At 47.8% G+C, this 16,362-nt stretch carries 16 protein-coding genes and 1 riboswitch; of the genes, 3 read left to right on the forward strand and 13 right to left on the reverse strand.

Annotation, left to right across the window (positions count from 1 at the left end; all coding sequences use genetic code 11):
- Nucleotides 1–135 precede the first annotated feature (135 nt).
- Both QWY16_RS17235 and QWY16_RS17240 read left to right on the forward strand, forming a co-directional pair.
- Entirely contained in the window at nt 136–816 is a 681-nt protein-coding gene (locus tag QWY16_RS17235; protein ID WP_300990461.1) for a nuclease-related domain-containing protein, read from the forward strand.
- 38 nt (nt 817–854) lie between these two features.
- A complete protein-coding gene (locus QWY16_RS17240) occupies nt 855–1,094 on the forward strand; it encodes a hypothetical protein (RefSeq protein ID WP_300990462.1) in 240 nt (79 codons plus the stop codon).
- A 292-nt stretch (nt 1,095–1,386) separates the two neighbouring features.
- On the opposite strand, the gene QWY16_RS17245 is transcribed toward QWY16_RS17240, so the two are convergent.
- The 6 genes from QWY16_RS17245 to QWY16_RS17270 form a co-directional block, all read right to left on the reverse strand.
- Nucleotides 1,387–2,601: a NupC/NupG family nucleoside CNT transporter gene (locus QWY16_RS17245; protein WP_300990463.1), complete on the reverse strand. Its 1,215-nt coding sequence runs from the start codon at nt 2,599–2,601 to the stop codon at nt 1,387–1,389.
- Between the two features lie 192 nt (nt 2,602–2,793).
- Nucleotides 2,794–4,209 (reverse strand): MDR family MFS transporter, encoded by a 1,416-nt coding sequence (locus QWY16_RS17250; RefSeq protein ID WP_300990464.1) that lies wholly within the window; start codon nt 4,207–4,209, stop codon nt 2,794–2,796.
- A 176-nt stretch (nt 4,210–4,385) separates the two neighbouring features.
- Nucleotides 4,386–4,634 carry a hypothetical protein gene (locus QWY16_RS17255; protein ID WP_300990465.1) on the reverse strand — a complete coding sequence of 83 codons (249 nt, stop codon included), beginning with the start codon at nt 4,632–4,634 and terminating at the stop codon, nt 4,386–4,388.
- A gap of 179 nt (nt 4,635–4,813) precedes the next feature.
- Nucleotides 4,814–5,980, reverse strand: a complete 1,167-nt coding sequence (locus QWY16_RS17260; RefSeq protein ID WP_300990466.1) for a TraB/GumN family protein — start codon at nt 5,978–5,980, stop codon at nt 4,814–4,816.
- Between the two features lie 134 nt (nt 5,981–6,114).
- Nucleotides 6,115–6,963: a KPN_02809 family neutral zinc metallopeptidase gene (gene ypfJ, locus QWY16_RS17265; protein WP_300990467.1), complete on the reverse strand. Its 849-nt coding sequence runs from the start codon at nt 6,961–6,963 to the stop codon at nt 6,115–6,117.
- A gap of 66 nt (nt 6,964–7,029) precedes the next feature.
- Complete coding sequence (locus QWY16_RS17270; RefSeq protein ID WP_300993504.1) at nt 7,030–7,632, reverse strand: class I SAM-dependent methyltransferase; 603 nt, start codon at nt 7,630–7,632, stop codon at nt 7,030–7,032.
- A 107-nt stretch (nt 7,633–7,739) separates the two neighbouring features.
- Nucleotides 7,740–7,918: riboswitch (Lysine riboswitch) on the forward strand.
- 132 nt (nt 7,919–8,050) lie between these two features.
- Here QWY16_RS17270 and dapA point away from each other — a divergent pair.
- Nucleotides 8,051–8,932 carry a 4-hydroxy-tetrahydrodipicolinate synthase gene (gene dapA, locus QWY16_RS17275; RefSeq protein WP_300990468.1) on the forward strand — a complete coding sequence of 294 codons (882 nt, stop codon included), beginning with the start codon at nt 8,051–8,053 and terminating at the stop codon, nt 8,930–8,932.
- Nucleotides 8,933–9,571: 639 nt separating this feature from the next.
- On the opposite strand, the gene QWY16_RS17280 is transcribed toward dapA, so the two are convergent.
- From QWY16_RS17280 to QWY16_RS17310, 7 genes are all read right to left on the reverse strand, one after another.
- Complete coding sequence (locus QWY16_RS17280; protein ID WP_300990469.1) at nt 9,572–10,414, reverse strand: STAS domain-containing protein; 843 nt, start codon at nt 10,412–10,414, stop codon at nt 9,572–9,574.
- 70 nt (nt 10,415–10,484) lie between these two features.
- Nucleotides 10,485–11,330, reverse strand: coding sequence for an alpha/beta fold hydrolase (locus QWY16_RS17285; protein ID WP_300990470.1), 846 nt, complete (start codon nt 11,328–11,330; stop codon nt 10,485–10,487).
- Between the two features lie 176 nt (nt 11,331–11,506).
- Entirely contained in the window at nt 11,507–12,448 is a 942-nt protein-coding gene (locus tag QWY16_RS17290; protein ID WP_300990471.1) for a GGDEF domain-containing protein, read from the reverse strand.
- Between the two features lie 15 nt (nt 12,449–12,463).
- Nucleotides 12,464–13,264 carry an alpha/beta fold hydrolase gene (locus tag QWY16_RS17295; protein WP_300990472.1) on the reverse strand — a complete coding sequence of 267 codons (801 nt, stop codon included), beginning with the start codon at nt 13,262–13,264 and terminating at the stop codon, nt 12,464–12,466.
- 272 nt (nt 13,265–13,536) lie between these two features.
- The gene (locus QWY16_RS17300) at nt 13,537–14,445 is read right to left on the reverse strand and encodes an SDR family NAD(P)-dependent oxidoreductase (RefSeq protein WP_300990473.1); all 909 of its coding nucleotides are present in this window, start codon (nt 14,443–14,445) and stop codon (nt 13,537–13,539) included.
- 39 nt (nt 14,446–14,484) lie between these two features.
- Nucleotides 14,485–15,399, reverse strand: coding sequence for an SDR family NAD(P)-dependent oxidoreductase (locus QWY16_RS17305; protein WP_300990474.1), 915 nt, complete (start codon nt 15,397–15,399; stop codon nt 14,485–14,487).
- Between the two features lie 39 nt (nt 15,400–15,438).
- Nucleotides 15,439–16,356 (reverse strand): SDR family NAD(P)-dependent oxidoreductase, encoded by a 918-nt coding sequence (locus tag QWY16_RS17310; RefSeq protein WP_300990475.1) that lies wholly within the window; start codon nt 16,354–16,356, stop codon nt 15,439–15,441.
- Nucleotides 16,357–16,362: the final 6 nt, after the last annotated feature.

Below are 16,362 nucleotides of genomic sequence, written 5' to 3' on the forward strand. Positions count from 1 at the left end.
TTAAGCTAAAAAACGAGCGCTGTCAAGGGATAGAGCTTTATAAAGAAGGATTCAGGTGTTCTGCCTGGTTATTTATTAAATCACTCGAGAATTTAAAGGCTATACTTCTTTTTTTCCAAATAAAAGAGGTGTTATATGGACAAAATGACCATCTGCATGCTGACGAAAACAGAAGGATTAGAGCGGCTGCTTGGCAGGCTTCCTGCAAACCATCCCGAATTGAAGTTTATCCAAAGCGAGTGGCATCGTTCTGCTTCGGGACAAAGAGGCGAAGGGCGGCTCGCTTCCCGATTCAAAGAATTTCAACTGGAAGAGCCGTTCTTTATGTTGTGGGACGTGAACTTGAAAATGGATAATTGGCCGGTTCAGATGGATGGCCTGTTGCTGACCGAACGCTGCGCTATTATCATTGAATCGAAAAACATCAGCGGCAACATCCATTTTGATGAAAAGACTGGCGAGTTTTACCGATTTGATGAAAACGATGCGAAGACCGTGATTGAAGATCCCCTTGTCCAGCTGAACAAACACATCCGTTTTCTAACGGCATGGTTCAAACTTCGAAAAATCATCTTGCCGGTTCGCGGCTTGATCGTGTTCACCGCAAAAAAATGTGAGTTTATCGCCAAACCGCCAGACGCTCCAATTTGCAAAAACTATCAGATGTCCGAAATCCTTTTGAAGATTTGGAGCTCTTCTCCCCCACAAACTCCAAGCCATAAACTTTCGAAAATCAAGAAAACGCTTCTTTCTAATCAAACCCCTTTTAAACAAATCCCATTATGCAATAGGTATTTATTCAAGCGGACGATTTAAAAACCGGCGTGTATTGCCGCGTGTGCCAGTCGTATGGAATGCAGCGGATTAAGCGGAGCTGGCAATGCCGGCATTGCGGAGAACGCGACAGCACAGCCCATTTTCTCGCGGTGCAGGAATACTTCACGCTCGTAGGTACTAAGCTGACGAACCAAAAGTTCAGACATTTTTGCGGGATTGAATCGCCTTTTGTGGCATCACGTCTCCTGAGCCAGCTCAATTTGGAGACAACAGGCGAATTGAAAATGCGTACGTATAAATTGAAGGAAATTGACTAAGCTTTTTGCCTTTGGCAAAGAGCTTTTTAAGTCGAATTTTGTTGAACGCAAATAAACCAGTCCGCCACATCCTTTCATCGCATTTCGCATGCGAAATGCCTCCATTTCAATCCTTTCCTCCGACTTTTAAACGTGTATCCAACTCTTTCCCATTCAAAAACAAACCCACAAATGGAAAAAGCAATCGACTCCGCGATTGCTTTCTAAAAAGAGGTGTTTTTCGTTTACGAAAAACACAAAAAAAGAAAACCCTCGTCCGCAGACGAAGGTTTTCTTTCAAGTCAATATATGCTTACATAAACATTCCGGCAATTGCCGCACTTAACAGTGAAGCGAGCATCCCTGCCGCAACCGCACGGATACCTAAACGCGCGATATCAGGACGGCGGTTCGGTGCCAATGCACCAAGTCCGCCAAGCAAAATAGCCAATGAGCTCAAGTTAGCAAAACCACATAGGGCAAAGCTGACTACGATTACAGTCTTAGGCGATAAGTCTGGAATTTGCGGGGCAAAAGAAGTGTACGCAACAAATTCATTGAGCACTAATTTTTGTCCGATAAAGCTGCCGGCTTGAACCGCTTCTGCCCAAGGCACACCAATGGCCCAAGCAAGCGGTGCGAAGATGACACCCAGAATCGCTTGGATAGTCAAGTCTTCTGCGCCGAACCATCCGCCGATTCCACCCAGCATACCATTCAACAAGGCGATCAATGCAATGAATGCCAAAAGCATGGCGCCGACGTTCAAAGCCAATTGCAACCCATCAGCCGCACCACGTGCAGCAGCGTCGACAACGTTGACCGATGTATGGTCTTTTTCCATAACGATGTCGTCTCTTTCTGTAACATCCTCTGTTTCCGGGATCATTATTTTAGCCATGATCAACCCGGCTGGTGCAGCCATGAAGCTTGCCGCCAACAAATATTCAAGAGGCACTCCAAGAAGCGCGTAGCCTGCTAAAGTCGAACCGGCTACTGACGCCAGTCCACCTGTCATTACAGCAAATAACTCAGATCTAGTCATCCCGGCAATAAACGGGCGGATAACAAGCGGTGCTTCCGTCTGGCCAACGAAAATATTCGCTGCAGCTGAAATCGACTCCGCTTTACTCGTGCCAAGAAGTTTTGATAACCCGCCGCCTATTATTTTGATGACAATCTGCATGATGCCCAGGTAGTAAAGCACCGAAATTAAAGATGAGAAGAAAATGATAATCGTCAATACCTGAAACGCGAATACAAACCCAAATCCTTGTACATCAGCAGCTGGACCGAATACGAAAGAGATCCCTTCTCCAGCAGAGTCAATTACATTTTGTACGAGTCCGGAAAACCATAAAAGACCGGCTCTTCCCGCTTCCCACTCAAGAACGATAAATGCAAATGCAAATTGGATAGCTAAACCGCCGATAATAGTCCTTGGCTTAATGGACTTTCTGCCACTTGATAAAAGAAAGGCGATTCCCAGAACAACGAATACGCCAAAGATGCCCCACAATAAATTCACAACTTCACCTCATTAGATTTTTCAGCTTGAAACGCTTACATTTCAGCACGGCAGTCTATTTATTATTTTACTGTCGTCAGACATCTTACCAAATCTATAAAAAGAAGTAAATGGCTATCCTGTGACAAATTATTATCCGAAATATTGTTATAATGCAATGAAAATTCTAACAAGTTCAAGCTGAAAATCCCCTTAAGCTTTTTTCTTAGACGGTTCTGCTTTTTTAAGAAAAAAAGCCATTATTACACCAACAGCGCTTAAAACTCCCACTACCGCAAAAGAAATATTGACGCCCCGCACCAGCCCTTCGGCGCCATATTGCTGAGGATCAAGTGCTGTTCCCGTCATGATGGTGACAAGCAGCGCGGTGCCGATCGATCCGGATACTTGGCGCATCGTGTTGCTCATAGCGGTGCCGTGAGGAATGAGACGCTCAGGCAACTGATTGAGTCCGGCAGTTATAACAGGCATCATGACCATCGACACACCGAACATCCGAATCGCGTGCATCACGGTTAAATAAGTAAAAGCAGTAGTCGTCGTCAACACGGCAAACTGGAAAGTCGAGACCGTGACAATCAATAATCCAACGACCGCCAGCCATTTGCCGCCAACTGCATCGAATATTTTTCCCGTAACCGGATTCATGGCTCCCATGACGATTGCTCCCGGCAGCAGCATCAAACCCGATTCAAAAGCCGTAAAGCCATGCATGTTCTGCATATAAATCGGCAAAATCGTTGCACTGCCAATCATTGAGACAAAAACGATAATGCTCAATATGGTTGAAAGTGTAAAAATGCCATAAGAGAATACCCGGAATTCAAGCAGCGGCTTCTTCAATTGGAATTGGCGGCGGATAAAGAAGAACAGCGAAATGACTCCGACTGCAATAGACAAGATGACCGGCCAGCTGCCCCACCCGTTATTGCCGGCACTTGAAAAGCCATACAGAATCCCGCCAAAACCGAATGTCGATAAGATAATGGATGGAATGTCGAGGGCCGGGAAAGTCTGCTTGGTGACATTGCGCAAGAGAAAATATCCAAGAACAAAGTCAATGACCGCAATCGGGATGACGATATAGAAAAGTGCACGCCATGGGTATTGCTCCACGATCCACCCTGATAAAGTCGGGCCGAGCGCCGGCGCAAAGGAAATAACCAGACCGAACAAGCCCATTGCCTGCCCTCGCTTTTCAACCGGATAAATAATAAAAAGGATGGTCTGAGTCAATGGCATCATTATCCCTGCTCCAGAAGCCTGGATAATGCGCCCAACCATCAAAAGCGGAAAACCTGGAGCAAATGCGCAAATGATGGTGCCCGCAGCAAACAAGCCGATGGCCGTCAAAAACAGGCGGCGCGTTGAAAACTTGCCGATTAAAAATGCCGTAATGGGTATCATGACCCCGTTCACGAGCATGAAAACCGTTGTCAGCCATTGTGCGACGTTTGCATTGATATCCAAATCCCGCATGATGTGAGGCAAAGCGGTGGCAAGCAAAGTTTGATTCAATATCGCTACAAAAACACCGGCCATCAAAACGGCCAGAAACGGTCCTTTGCGGAAATCTTTATCCAGCACCGATTGCTGGGCATTTCTCATTGCCCCTCACCTCCGCAAGTTGAAGTGAAAATCCATCCGTACTGCTGAATACCCTTTGACACTGCAAAAAAACGTACAGCTTTTCAGCTGCGAAAACTTTTTTATTTAAGGGTTCGAGAATTTATGAGAAGAAAGCTTTAACCAAAAAGACGGACCGGATTTCTCCGGTCCATTGGCTATAAAGGCTGATGCGTCGTTTTGTGTTTCATGTAATACGCTGCCGCAAAGATAGCAATCGGCACTAAAATACTGAACCGGAACCAAACGCCGTCATCTCCCATAAAAATCAGGATTGTCGGCAGCAGAATGGCGGTTCCGCTCCACATCAGCGCTTTCCATGAACTTTTCCATAATCCGTAGACAAACAAAATGACAGAGGCAATGACCAGCGACCAGAGCAGAATCCCCATTAAAAAGAGACTCATCCATTGTTCCTCCCCAACCTTATTTTTCCTGCTCCTGCACTCAAGAGGCTGAAAAACTTTCCCGCTGAGTGAAGTTTCTCTAGTTATTTACTTTTCTATACCCATTTCATTCCTAATTCAACGCCTTTTAAAAAGAAAAAAGCCGAACGGCTGGGAAGACGTTCGGCTTAGCGGATTTCCTATAAATTTTTTAAAAACAGGCGAATGACATCGGCGCTGCCAATAATATTGCCGGCTGCTGTTCCAAGATTCGTCAAGACGACCACCAGCAGGACACGGGTAACTTTATTGTCCCAAAAGCCTTTAATGGTAAACACATCTTTCGACAAGGTCTCAAAGTCGCCGACATTTGGACGGCGGATATAAGCCTGCATGAGACCCGAGAACCAACCCGCCGCAAGAAGCGGATGCAAGGCGCCAACCGGCCCTCCGACGAATGCTGTAAGAATTGCCAGCGGATGGCCGAATGCCAGCGCCGCCCCAATTGCTCCCAGCGAAGCCGTCCACAAAATCCAGCTGATGGTGCCATCAATGCCGGCCTGCGGATTGTTATAGAAGGTAATCGCCAATAAAGCAATCAATAAAATCGGCAGTGCCCAGCCAAGAATTTTTGGCCATTTCGACTTCGGCGGCACTTCAGACAGCGCTTTTAAGTCATGCTCGTTATGAATTTCTTTTGTAATGCCCGGCACATGGGCAGCGCCGAGAACGGCGACCACTTTATTGCCGGGTGCATCTTTGATTTTCTGCGCCAAGTACTGGTCGCGTTCATCGATCAGCGGCTTTTTCAATTTCGGGAATGATTGGGTGAAATCGTTGAGCACCGCATTCAATGTATCCTGCGATTTCATCTTTTCAAGATCTTCCTCAGAAATCGTTTCTTTGCTGAAAATGCTGAAGATGACAGAAGTCAATAGCTGGGCTTTCCCCATAAAACCGATATTGCTCCAAATCCGTGAAAACGTCACTTGGATATTGCGGTCCGCGAGCACCAGTTCAGCCCCTGTTTCCTTGGCGGATTCAATTCCTTGAATCATTTCCTGGCCCGGCTTGATGCCGAATTGATCCGCTATGCGGTTCTGGAAAGAGGAAATCGCCAGGTTCATCAGCAGCAGACTTGATTTCTTTTCTTTGATCACTTTAAAAATATCGGTTTCTTTCCACTTGCTGTTTTCGGTAACGGACTGATAGCGCTGGGCATCAAGCTCAATGCATACCGAGTCCGGCCGTTCCGCTTCTATGACTTGTTTGACCTGCTCGGCGCTTTGGCGGGAAACGTGTGCCGTACCGATCAGGATCAGTTCGCGCCCATCGAGTTGTATGCGTGTAATATTATCTTCATGCATAAATTTTCTTCCTTCATAGAACTTAATTTCTTTCCGTTTTCACACGAAAAGACTGTCTATTTCAATAATGGATCACAATGCCAAAAATATCAATGCAACACTCTTCATTTGACTGTTTTTTTCTGCTGTCAGCTTCACAGGTTTTTCGCATTGAACGTATCGCCGCCTTGGATTGTCCCCGCCTCGAAGCCTTTATAGAACCAGCTCTTGCGCTGTTCGGAGGTGCCGTGCGTAAAGCTTTCCGGCACCACATAGCCGCGCGCCCGTTCCTGGATGGTATCGTCTCCCACTGCACTTGCCGCCGTCAATGCTTCTTCCAGATCCCCTTCTTCCAGAAGATCCATCCCTTGGGCATGGTGCGCCCAGACGCCCGCATAATAGTCGGCCTGCAATTCGAGCCTTACCTGCAGTTTGTTGTAATCCTCTTCACTTAATTGATTGCGGAGCGGCTGGACCTGCTCCATAATGCCGAGCAGATTCTGCACATGGTGTCCGACTTCATGCGCAATGACGTAAGCCATCGCAAAGTCGCCCGGCGCCTGGAATTGCTGCTGCAGCTCATTATAAAAACTTAAGTCAATATAAAGCTTCTGGTCACCCGGACAATAGAACGGCCCGACGGCTGCGCCTGCTGTACCGCAAGCAGAGTCAACGCTGCCATTAAAAAGCACGAGTGTCGGCTCGACATACTCCAAGCCCTGCTCAGCAAAAACTTCAGACCACACGGCTTCGGTATCCGCCAGCACAACCGACACGAAATTTGCCAGTTCCTGCTCCTGCTCGGTTTCGACATAAGGTTCGCTCGACTGTGTGCCTGCGCCGGTGCCAAGTTCGTTCAGAAGGACACCCGGGTCCCCGCCAAGAAATGCCACCAGCAGGACGATAAGCAGTCCTCCGATTCCGCCTCCCGCTATCATCTTGCCGCCTGATGAACCCCGCCGGTCCTCGACGTTTCTGCTGCCTTGCCTGCCTTTCCATTTCATAAAATCTCTCCTCGCGAATTGTGCTTTTTAAGCCTATACCCCAATTCCCAGGCTCTCTAATCCCACTTATTCGAGGCGATAGATTAAAAAACGTTCGCGAATATCTCGGTTTGCTCCCGGCAGCAAAATCTCTTCCAGCAGTTCAAAAAGGGTCTGGTGCTCCAAATAATCGATATAATCGTCCGAAGGGAAAAACAAAATGACATCAACCGGACGCTGCACCTGCTCCACGGATTTCAAAATATTGTTGACGGCTGCCATAAAGATCTGAACCGAAAAGGGATTAAAAAAATAAAACCGGTTGTCTCTTGCTTCAACTTTATAGTGTTGTGCCAGGCAGCAGCAAAAGTCGATTTTCCCTTTAGTATTTTTCTGCTTTTTCTCGTAAGCCGTCCGGTTGCCGAGTGCTTCCTTGTAAAAGGTTTCGTCCATTTCGACTCCCACCGTTTCCGCTCCGAATAAAGAGTGTACGTAAAAATTCAGACGGCCCTTGCCGCAGCCGTAGTCAACGAGCCGGTCTTCATGGGACAGCCTGTACTGGCTAAAAAGGATTTCCAGTAAGGCATAAGGCGTCGGCTCATAGCGGTTGTGGTGAAGCGACTCATGGAAGCCTTGCTGGTTTTCGGAAGTTCGGATATTCAACATTTCGTCGTATTGGCGTTCGTTCACTGCCATCCACTCCATTCCAATAAAATAATAATTCCGGCTCTTGCAATCGCGCAAAGAGTTTGGTATGGTGAAGCTAATTCAATATTTTCTTGCTCCAGGTTTTATGGAGTGAGGATAGAGGTGCAAAAACCATCAGTATATAAATCGAGGAGTATGAGCTCCGATGACGTTTATGGAAAGGGGGATTTGCCGAAGCGGTGAGACACTCATAGTCGACTCCGCTGGGTCTGCATCTAATAAATGCAGGACTGTCATATAGGCGACTATATGGAGGGCTATCTGACGCAAAGAAACGGTGGATAAACATTGTTTCTACGGCAGCAACGAGACCCTCGTTGCTGCTTTTTTGTTTCTCGTAATTCTGCGACTGGTCCATCACCTCTGATTTTTGACAAAAAACCAAGAAAAGGGTGGTATTATGAATTTCGGCCAAATCATCACAGCAATGGTTACTCCATTTGACGCAAACGGGGAAATCGACTTTCCTGCAACTAAAAACTTAGTAGAGCATTTAATCGCAACCGGTTCAGACGGGTTGGTCGTTGCCGGCACGACCGGAGAATCGCCGACTCTGTCATCAGAAGAAAAAGTGAAATTGTTTAAATTCGTAGTGGAAACCACGAAAGGGCGCATCCCGGTCATCGCAGGCACAGGATCGAACAATACGCGTGCATCGATTTCCTTAACTCAGCAAGCGGAAGATATCGGAGTCGATGGCATCATGCTCGTTACTCCGTATTACAACAAACCTTCGCAAGAAGGCATGTTCCAGCATTTTGAAGCGATTGCAGCGTCTACCCGCCTGCCAGTCATGCTTTACAATATTCCAGGGCGCAGCGTCGTCAATTTATCCGTCGATACAGTCGTCCGTCTTTCAGCAATCGATAATATCGTCTCTATCAAAGAAGCGAGCGGCAATTTGGATGCTGCTGCGGAAATTATCGAACGCACACCGGATTCTTTCACGCTTTACAGCGGTGATGACAGTTTAACTTTGCCGATTCTTGCAATCGGCGGAAACGGCATCGTATCGGTCGCTGCCCATATCATCGGCAATGACATGAAAAATATGATCTCGAACTTCCGGAATGGCAATACCCAAGCGGCTGCAGCGGCACACCGCAAATTGCTGCCCGTCATGAATGCCTTGTTTGCCGCTCCGAATCCGGTTCCGGTGAAAACTGCTTTAAACCTTTCAGGCGTCCAAGTCGGCGGTGTCCGTTTGCCAATGATTCCTTTGAACGAGCAAGAAACCCTAACCTTGCAAGAGGTTTTATCAGCCCGTACTGTGAATTCTTAATCCACCAATGAATAACTGCTGGAGCCAAGGCTTCAGCAGTAAGACTGTAGACAAACTCGAAAGATTCGAGCTGTCTATGGTCTTTTTTATATTGCTTGAAGCAACCCAACCACTGCAGCCGCTTTGAAGCTAAATGAATAAAAAGGTGGAAAAAGTTTCCGTTGGACGATAAAACTTGTATTGGTGATCATCCCTTAACCGATATTCCGCCAACCAGCTGCGAAGACATTGGCCGAGGTTTGTGAGGCCAAGTCTTTGCGACGAAGCGCACAGCGCTGCAGGAGCATATGTTTTAGCCGCGGGCGAGCACCAAGCTTGCGCAGGAGCAGTATGTTTTCCTCCGCTGTTTGGCTCCATATCTGGAGAGCAAGCACAAACATTAGAGAGCTTTCTCGAACAGCCGCTGTTTTAGAGAACTATTAAAGAAAACTAAAGGAAGCTGAATGCAGCGGAAGGCGGCAACTTCTGCGGGAATAGGGCGAGTCCTGAGACCCCGCAGGGAGCGCCAGCGAGCGAGGAGACTTAGGCCGCCCCCCGCGAAAAGCGTCCGCCCTGGAGCGAAATGAGAAAAGAGAATAAGAGTTTCTCGACAGCCTAAAAACCCGCTGAAGCCAGGGCTTCAGCGGGTTTTTATATACTTTATTTCGCTTCGGCCAATCTCTTGAAAGCCTGCTTCAAGCTTCCGCCAAGTGCCAGCTGGCTGACATCAATGCCCAACTGAATCATGGTCTGGGCGATTTCCGGCCGGATGCCGGTCAACACTGCCTGTACGCCGACAAGCTTCAATGACTGCGTTAATTTAATGATTTGTTCTGCTACCATCGTGTCGACTTTTACTACGCCCGATAAATCAATAATAAGCGTGGAAACTTTTAAGCGTCCAGCCGCAAGCAGCGATTGTTCCAAAATATGCTGTGCCCGGTCCACTTCAATGGCGCCTACAATCGGAAGGATTGCAATTTGGTCATTCACGGGAACAACCGGCGATGACAACTCGAGAAACTCTTTTCTGGCAGCAGCCAGGTTCTTCTGATAAGAATTGATGTAAGTCGAGCTGTACGAATATGCAGCGTGGTCCAACAATGCATGGAAAAATTCCATTGCTTCAAAAAGGATCTCAAGCGGCATTTCCTTACACACAGCTTCGGTTTTAATCACTTTGCCGATATGTTTCCGGTAAAGGGACGTTTCCCCCAATGCGTCTGCAAGCGACATGCCCTCTTTCAAAAAGTAATTCCCGGTCACGTCTCCCCATTGCGATATTCCCTTGAAAACCGTTTCAGGGTCCAGGGAATTTTGAAGGGATTCCCCCAATAGCCCGATAAAGTCCATTCGAAAATGAAGGACTGCTTCGAGTATATCTTTATATTGTTCCAGCTCTTCTTTGCTGGCATCTTTGAGTGCTTCTTCTTGTATTAACTCGGCAATCAGGTTTTTATCTTCAACCACGCGCGAACCGAGAAATCTAATCTCTTTCTCCATCAGTACCTCCATAGCTATCATTCATATTAGTTGAATTTATTATAACCGCCGGAGATGCATTCGGGTACTGTTATATCGATAATTTTTCGATTGCAGAGGTATTGCTGTTTCCCATAGGCTTCCTTAAGTAGGCAAGAATTTTCTCAATCGTTTCTTCTGCATGGCTGACATGCGGATTATGACCCGTGGCATTCATGACCACATACTCGCTTTCCGGTATCTGGCTATGCACAAATTCCCCCGCTGTCTCAGGAGCGATCGCATCATTCTTCATCTGAAGAATCAACGTAGGCACTGATACTTTTTGGAGATCGCTGCGCACATCAGACAAAAATGTCGCTTCAGCAAACTGCCGCATAATGTCCGGGTCATTCGAGCATAAAATCTGTTCGAACTCTTGGGCCAGCTCCGGCCGGTCCCCGTTCTGCAGGACTACCGGCGCTAAATAATTTGCCCATTCTTTGTAATCCGTTTCCATCATCTTAAGCATTCCTTCAATATCCGCCCGTTCAAAACCGCCTTGATAGCCGGGTTCATTCAAATAATGGGCAGAAGGCCCAATCATGATTAAATCTTTTATCAGTTCCGGCCGGTCGATTGCCGCTAAAGCGCCGATCATGCTGCTGACCGAATGCCCGATAAAGACAACATTTTTAAGATTCAAGGCATCGCAAAGCTCAATCAAATCCTGTTTGTAGCCATGCAATGTACTATATCGTTCTTTCGAATAGGCTTTCTTATCGCTTCTTCCAGATCCTACGTAATCAAACAGCACGACCCGGTATTTCGTTTCAAAGGCTGGAGCAATATCATCCCAGACATATTGGTCACAGCCAAAGCCGTGGGCAAACACCAATACTTTATCACCTTGTCCAGAGCATCGTACATTGTTTCGTTTGTTGATGTTCAAATCCAATTCCTACTCCACCTCCTGGACATAAAAAAATCATTTTCTTTAAAAAATTATTATTTACGTCATCTTTTCATTCTACCGAACTTCAGCGGAATTAAAAAGAAGAAGGCATTAGAAAAGCCTTTTCTGCTGAAAGAACAGAAAAGGCTTTATGAGGAAGTTGCCCGAAAGCAACACACTTACGTTACTGTAACCCGGTTACGGCCTGAATTTTTGGAAATATATAATGCTTCGTCTGCACGCGCGAACAAAGAATCCGCATTGTCTTCATTCTCAAAAACCGCGACGCCAATGCTCACTGTCACCGGGACATGGAGCCATTCGGCATGCTCAATTTGGCGGCGGAGCTGTTCTGCAAAACTATGAGCCTCGTCTTTACTGGCGTCCGGCAATAAGATGACAAATTCCTCACCACCCATACGGGAGACAATCCCTTGTCCGTCAGTTTCGCTCAACAGCTTCCAGGAAAGTTCCTGCAGCACCGCATCCCCCATCTGGTGGCCATATGTATCGTTGATCCGTTTGAAAAAATCTATATCAATCACAAGAAGAGACAGCGGCCTTCCAGCCTCCGCCTGTCCCGTCATTTCGGACAGGATCTCTTCCAGGTACCGGCGGTTTTTCAAGCCGGTCAGCGGATCGGTTGTAGTCATCTGCTGCAGGCTGGTGTTCAATTCCTCTAGTTCGCGCTGTTTTTGCTCTACCTTTTCCATTAAGCTTTGGAGTTTCGCGTAGGCTTCAGCCGTTTCCTGATGAATCTTTTCCGCATTGCGTTTCGCCAGCAGCAGTTCTTTTTCGTATTCGCCCCGCTCGGTCATCGGAATCATCGCGCATTCGAAATGCCCATTCCTTTTAGCCGTATTCATCAGTACCGGAACCGGTCCCTCGGCACCTTTTATCGTCAAGAACATCTCGTTGACTTTCCCGTGAAGTGTAATGGAAGGCATAAAGTATGTTTGGAAATAGACACGGGAAGCGATTGTCAGCAATTCGTGGACATGTGTCGGCATGGGGCGTTCTGTACCGATCAATTCCCGCATGGCCACGTTCATCTCGACAATGCGGTAGCTTTCTTCAATTACCAAATAGCAGAATGGCGCCAAATTCAATTGCTCTTCCATTCCCAAATCCCCTCTCTAGCTGTTCAAATATGCCTGTATCAGTTCCACCGTTTCTTCCGAATGGCTGATGTGCGGATTATGCCCTGCCGCTTCCATTACAACCAGCTGGCTGTCTTTAATTTGTTCATGGACGAACCGGCCGACTTCCGGCGGTGCAATGGCATCAAACTGCGGCTGGAGAATCAGCGTCGGAACCGTAACTTTGGACAGTTCAGAACGGACATCCGATGTAAACGTCACTTCCGCGAAATTCCGTGCAATCACCGGGTCATTGGAACACAGGATCTGCTCGAATTCCTCCGCTAAATGCGGGCGGTCTTCATTTTGCATCACTACAGGCGCCAAGTATTTTGCCCATTCTTTATAATTGACTTCCATCATATCCAGCAGTTCATCAATATCGGACTTCTCAAAACCGCCGTAGTAATCCGATTCGTTCAGATAATAAGGAGAAGGTCCGATCATGACCAACTTATCAATCATGTCCGGGCGCTCGATGGATGCCAGCGCGCCGATCATGCTGCTGACCGAATGCCCGACAAAAACGATATTTTCCAAGTTAAGAGCATCGCATAAATCGAGTAAATCCTGTTTATAGCCGTGCAGCGTACCATAGCGCTCAGTCGAATAAGCGGACTTGTCGCTTTTTCCCGATCCCACGTAATCAAAGAGCACAACACGGTATTTATCTTCAAAAGCTGGCGCAATTTCACTCCAGACATACTGGTCGCAGCCAAAGCCGTGGCCGAACACCAGCATTTGTTTTCCTTGTCCGAACACCCGGACATTATTGCGTTTGATAATTTCTTCAGACATCTGTATCCACTCCTCCAGCAAACCCGAAAATCTATTCCATATCCATCATTGCATTAATCTCAATGATATCAATCAAATAAGGAAACTGCTAACATTTATATCTATTTTACTGGATAAAAAAGTATGAATTGGATAGAAAGTAACGAAAAACTCTACAAAAATCCAAGCAAAAATGGCCGAATCTACTTCCAGCCATTCTCGTTTACGTTTTATTCTCTTGCCACGTTTAATTTACGATACAAAAATCCAGCCGTGTTACTCATCGCCTGATTTCAAGAACGTTTTTCCCGCTTCATCCGTTCGCGTATCCCGCCTTCCACTTCCGTACCGGCTTTCATCGGTTCATATAAAGAACCGGAATTCGGCTCCATGGGCGGTGCATCTTCAATGACTTTCTGCACAAATTTGGCATTCAGGGACTCGGTGGTTCCTGGCATTAAATGGCTTGACAAGACTGAAGCTTTCGATTTGGCACCGACCGCCATCGACTCTTTTGGATTGTCGAGCAAGCCGACGATGGCATCGATGACCAGCTGAGGATCGTCCATCGGCTTCATTTCAGCGGCGTGCCCGGTATAATTCCCGGTATGGATAAACCACGGCGTATCAGTTGCCCATGGCATAACGTTGCAGACATGGATGTTTTCAAAGCCTTCCAGTTTCATTTCTTCGTTCAATGCAGCACTCAATCCGGCTACGGCATGTTTCGCGGCGCTGTAGCCGGTGTAATAAGGAAAGGCTATTTCGCTGGTAACCGAACCGAGGTTGATAAGGATGCCCTGCCCGGTCTCCTTGAAATGGCGCAGCGCAAAATGGCTGCCGTTAATGGTGCCTTTGACATTAACTTCAATAACGCGCTTTAAATCTTCCGTCGGGATGTCGGTAAACGGTCCGATGGCGCCGATGCCGGCATTGTTGATCCATACATCAATCTTGCCGAATGCCTCAAGCGCCTGTTCAAACAAATGGGCCATGTCCTGTTCGTTGCTGACATCGGTTGTAACCGCAATCGCCTGCGGCCCCAGCTCTTCCGCAAGCGCTTCGATCAAACCGGTACGCCGTGCTGCCAGCACCACATTGGCGCCTTCAGCTGCCAGCTGCCTCGCCACGCCTTTGCCGATGCCGCTCGAAGCGCCTGTAATGACCACCGTCATCCCTTCACGGGACGTCTTTTTAGACATGATCAATTCCTCCTTCTCTTCAACAATTCTGGGCTGCATTTATTTCCGATCAGACATGTTCTTTTCGAAGCGTTCACGCAAATCACCCGTTACATCAGTCCCTTCTTGGCGCGGTTCAAACAAACTGCCTGAAGTTGCGGGAGCGGGAGGTGCCTCGTAAAGCATTTTGCCGAACAGTTCGCTGTTCATTTTACGGGCAGTTTTTGGCAATACACCACTTGAAAAGGCTGCCCCTTTTACTTTTGCCCCCACTTCCAGGGTTTGCTGGGGACTATCGATCTGGCTGATGATAGCATCCACCACTTGCTGCGGGTCATCTGCCGGCCCTATGGCAATTTCATGGCCGCTGTAATTGCCGGCATGGGCGGTCCATGGTGTATCGGTAACCCATGGATCCACGGAACAAATATGGATGTCCTTGAAATCTTCCAGCCCCATCTCCTGATGCAGCCCATTGCTGACCCCCGATACGCCGTATTTGCTTGCGGTGTAGGCGGCTCCGAAAGCCAGTGGAACTTTACTGGCAAAAGATGAAACATTGATAAGCGTGCCGTATTTCTGTTTCTTGAATTGGCTCAGCGCAAAATGGCTGCCATAGAAAGTGCCCAGCAAATTGATTTCAATAGTGCGGTTCAGGTCTTTGAGCGGTGTATCGGTAAACGAGCCGAATGTCCCGATGCCGGCATTGTTGATCCAGACATCAATTTTCCCGAATGACGACATCGCCGTTTCAATCAGCCGGGCGACATCTTGTTCTCTGCTGACATCGGCCGTTACGGCAACCGTATTCGGACCGCATTCCTTTGCCAGCGCTTCGATTAAATTTGTTCTGCGGGCGGCAACCACCAAGTTCGCCCCTTCTCTTGCCAGCCGCTTGGCAACTCCTTTGCCGATGCCGCTGGAAGTGCCGGTAATGACCACTGTCAATCCGCTGCGAGACTGTTCATCTGCCATGCGAATTCCTCCTCTTATCGATGTCTCGTTTTCAGATTGTCATTTTTCTTCATCTTTTAACTTTTTCTTTAGCCGCTCACGCATTTCTCCTGAAACTCCCGTGCCGATCCGTTTCGGTTCATGGAGGCTGCCGGATGTCCTTTCCGCTTGCGGAGCTGACCGAAGCATGGCAAGCAATGACCTACCATTCAAGTATTCCACCACTTTCGGCATTAGTTCATAGGAAGCGACCGCAGTTTTCGACTTGAAGCCGACATCCACATTCGGCTGCGGCTTGTCGATCAGCCCAATGATCACCTCAATGACTTTTTCCGGATCGTCCACCGGCCCGAGTATGATTTCATGGCCGCTGTAATTGGCAAGATGCTCCACCCACGGCGTATCCGTAACCCACGGATGGACTGTGCAGACATGGATATCGCTGCGTTTTTCCAGCTCCATCTCCTGGTATAATCCGGCGCTCATCCCGGTGATGCCGAATTTGGTGGCGGTGTAAGCCGCCCCGAAAGGCAGCGGGACTTTGCTGACAAAAGAAGACATATTGATGAGCGTGCCGTATCCCTGGCTCTTGAACTGCCGAAGTGCCAAGTGGCTGCCGTACATCGTCCCAATCATATTGATATCTACGAGCCGGTTTAAGTCTTTCAAGGGCGTGTCCGTAAACGAACCGAGAATGCCTAGCCCGGCGTTATTGAACCAGACATCGACCGTTCCGAACTTTGACAAAGCCGTTTCCATCAACTCCACCATCTCTTTTTCATTGCTGATATCAGTTGTCACCGCCGTCGCATTTGGCCCGCATTCCGCTGCCAACTCTTCAATCAGGTCCGTGCGGCGGGCGGCCAGCACTACATTTGCCCCTTGTGCCGCAAGCTTCTGCGCCACTCCTTTGCCAAAACCGCTCGATGCTCCAGTAATGACAATTGTCAGGCCTTGGCGTGATTTCTTCCTCTTCATCGGGAA

The organism is Planococcus shenhongbingii, from assembly GCF_030413635.1.
GTDB classification, from domain to species: domain Bacteria; phylum Bacillota; class Bacilli; order Bacillales_A; family Planococcaceae; genus Planococcus; species Planococcus shenhongbingii.

What these genes read in the sequence shown, in the direction of transcription:
- QWY16_RS17235 (WP_300990461.1), top strand. Translation starts at nt 136, where the DNA reads ATGGACAAAATGACCATCTGCATGCTGACGAAAACAGAAGGATTAGAG.
- QWY16_RS17240 (WP_300990462.1), top strand. Translation starts at nt 855, where the DNA reads ATGCAGCGGATTAAGCGGAGCTGGCAATGCCGGCATTGCGGAGAACGC.
- QWY16_RS17250 (WP_300990464.1), bottom strand. Translation starts at nt 4,209, where the DNA reads ATGAGAAATGCCCAGCAATCGGTGCTGGATAAAGATTTCCGCAAAGGA.
- QWY16_RS17255 (WP_300990465.1), bottom strand. Translation starts at nt 4,634, where the DNA reads ATGAGTCTCTTTTTAATGGGGATTCTGCTCTGGTCGCTGGTCATTGCC.
- QWY16_RS17260 (WP_300990466.1), bottom strand. Translation starts at nt 5,980, where the DNA reads ATGCATGAAGATAATATTACACGCATACAACTCGATGGGCGCGAACTG.
- ypfJ (WP_300990467.1), bottom strand. Translation starts at nt 6,963, where the DNA reads ATGAAATGGAAAGGCAGGCAAGGCAGCAGAAACGTCGAGGACCGGCGG.
- dapA (WP_300990468.1), top strand. Translation starts at nt 8,051, where the DNA reads ATGAATTTCGGCCAAATCATCACAGCAATGGTTACTCCATTTGACGCA.
- QWY16_RS17280 (WP_300990469.1), bottom strand. Translation starts at nt 10,414, where the DNA reads ATGGAGAAAGAGATTAGATTTCTCGGTTCGCGCGTGGTTGAAGATAAA.
- QWY16_RS17290 (WP_300990471.1), bottom strand. Translation starts at nt 12,448, where the DNA reads ATGGAAGAGCAATTGAATTTGGCGCCATTCTGCTATTTGGTAATTGAA.
- QWY16_RS17295 (WP_300990472.1), bottom strand. Translation starts at nt 13,264, where the DNA reads ATGTCTGAAGAAATTATCAAACGCAATAATGTCCGGGTGTTCGGACAA.
- QWY16_RS17300 (WP_300990473.1), bottom strand. Translation starts at nt 14,445, where the DNA reads ATGTCTAAAAAGACGTCCCGTGAAGGGATGACGGTGGTCATTACAGGC.
- QWY16_RS17305 (WP_300990474.1), bottom strand. Translation starts at nt 15,399, where the DNA reads ATGGCAGATGAACAGTCTCGCAGCGGATTGACAGTGGTCATTACCGGC.
- QWY16_RS17310 (WP_300990475.1), bottom strand. Translation starts at nt 16,356, where the DNA reads ATGAAGAGGAAGAAATCACGCCAAGGCCTGACAATTGTCATTACTGGA.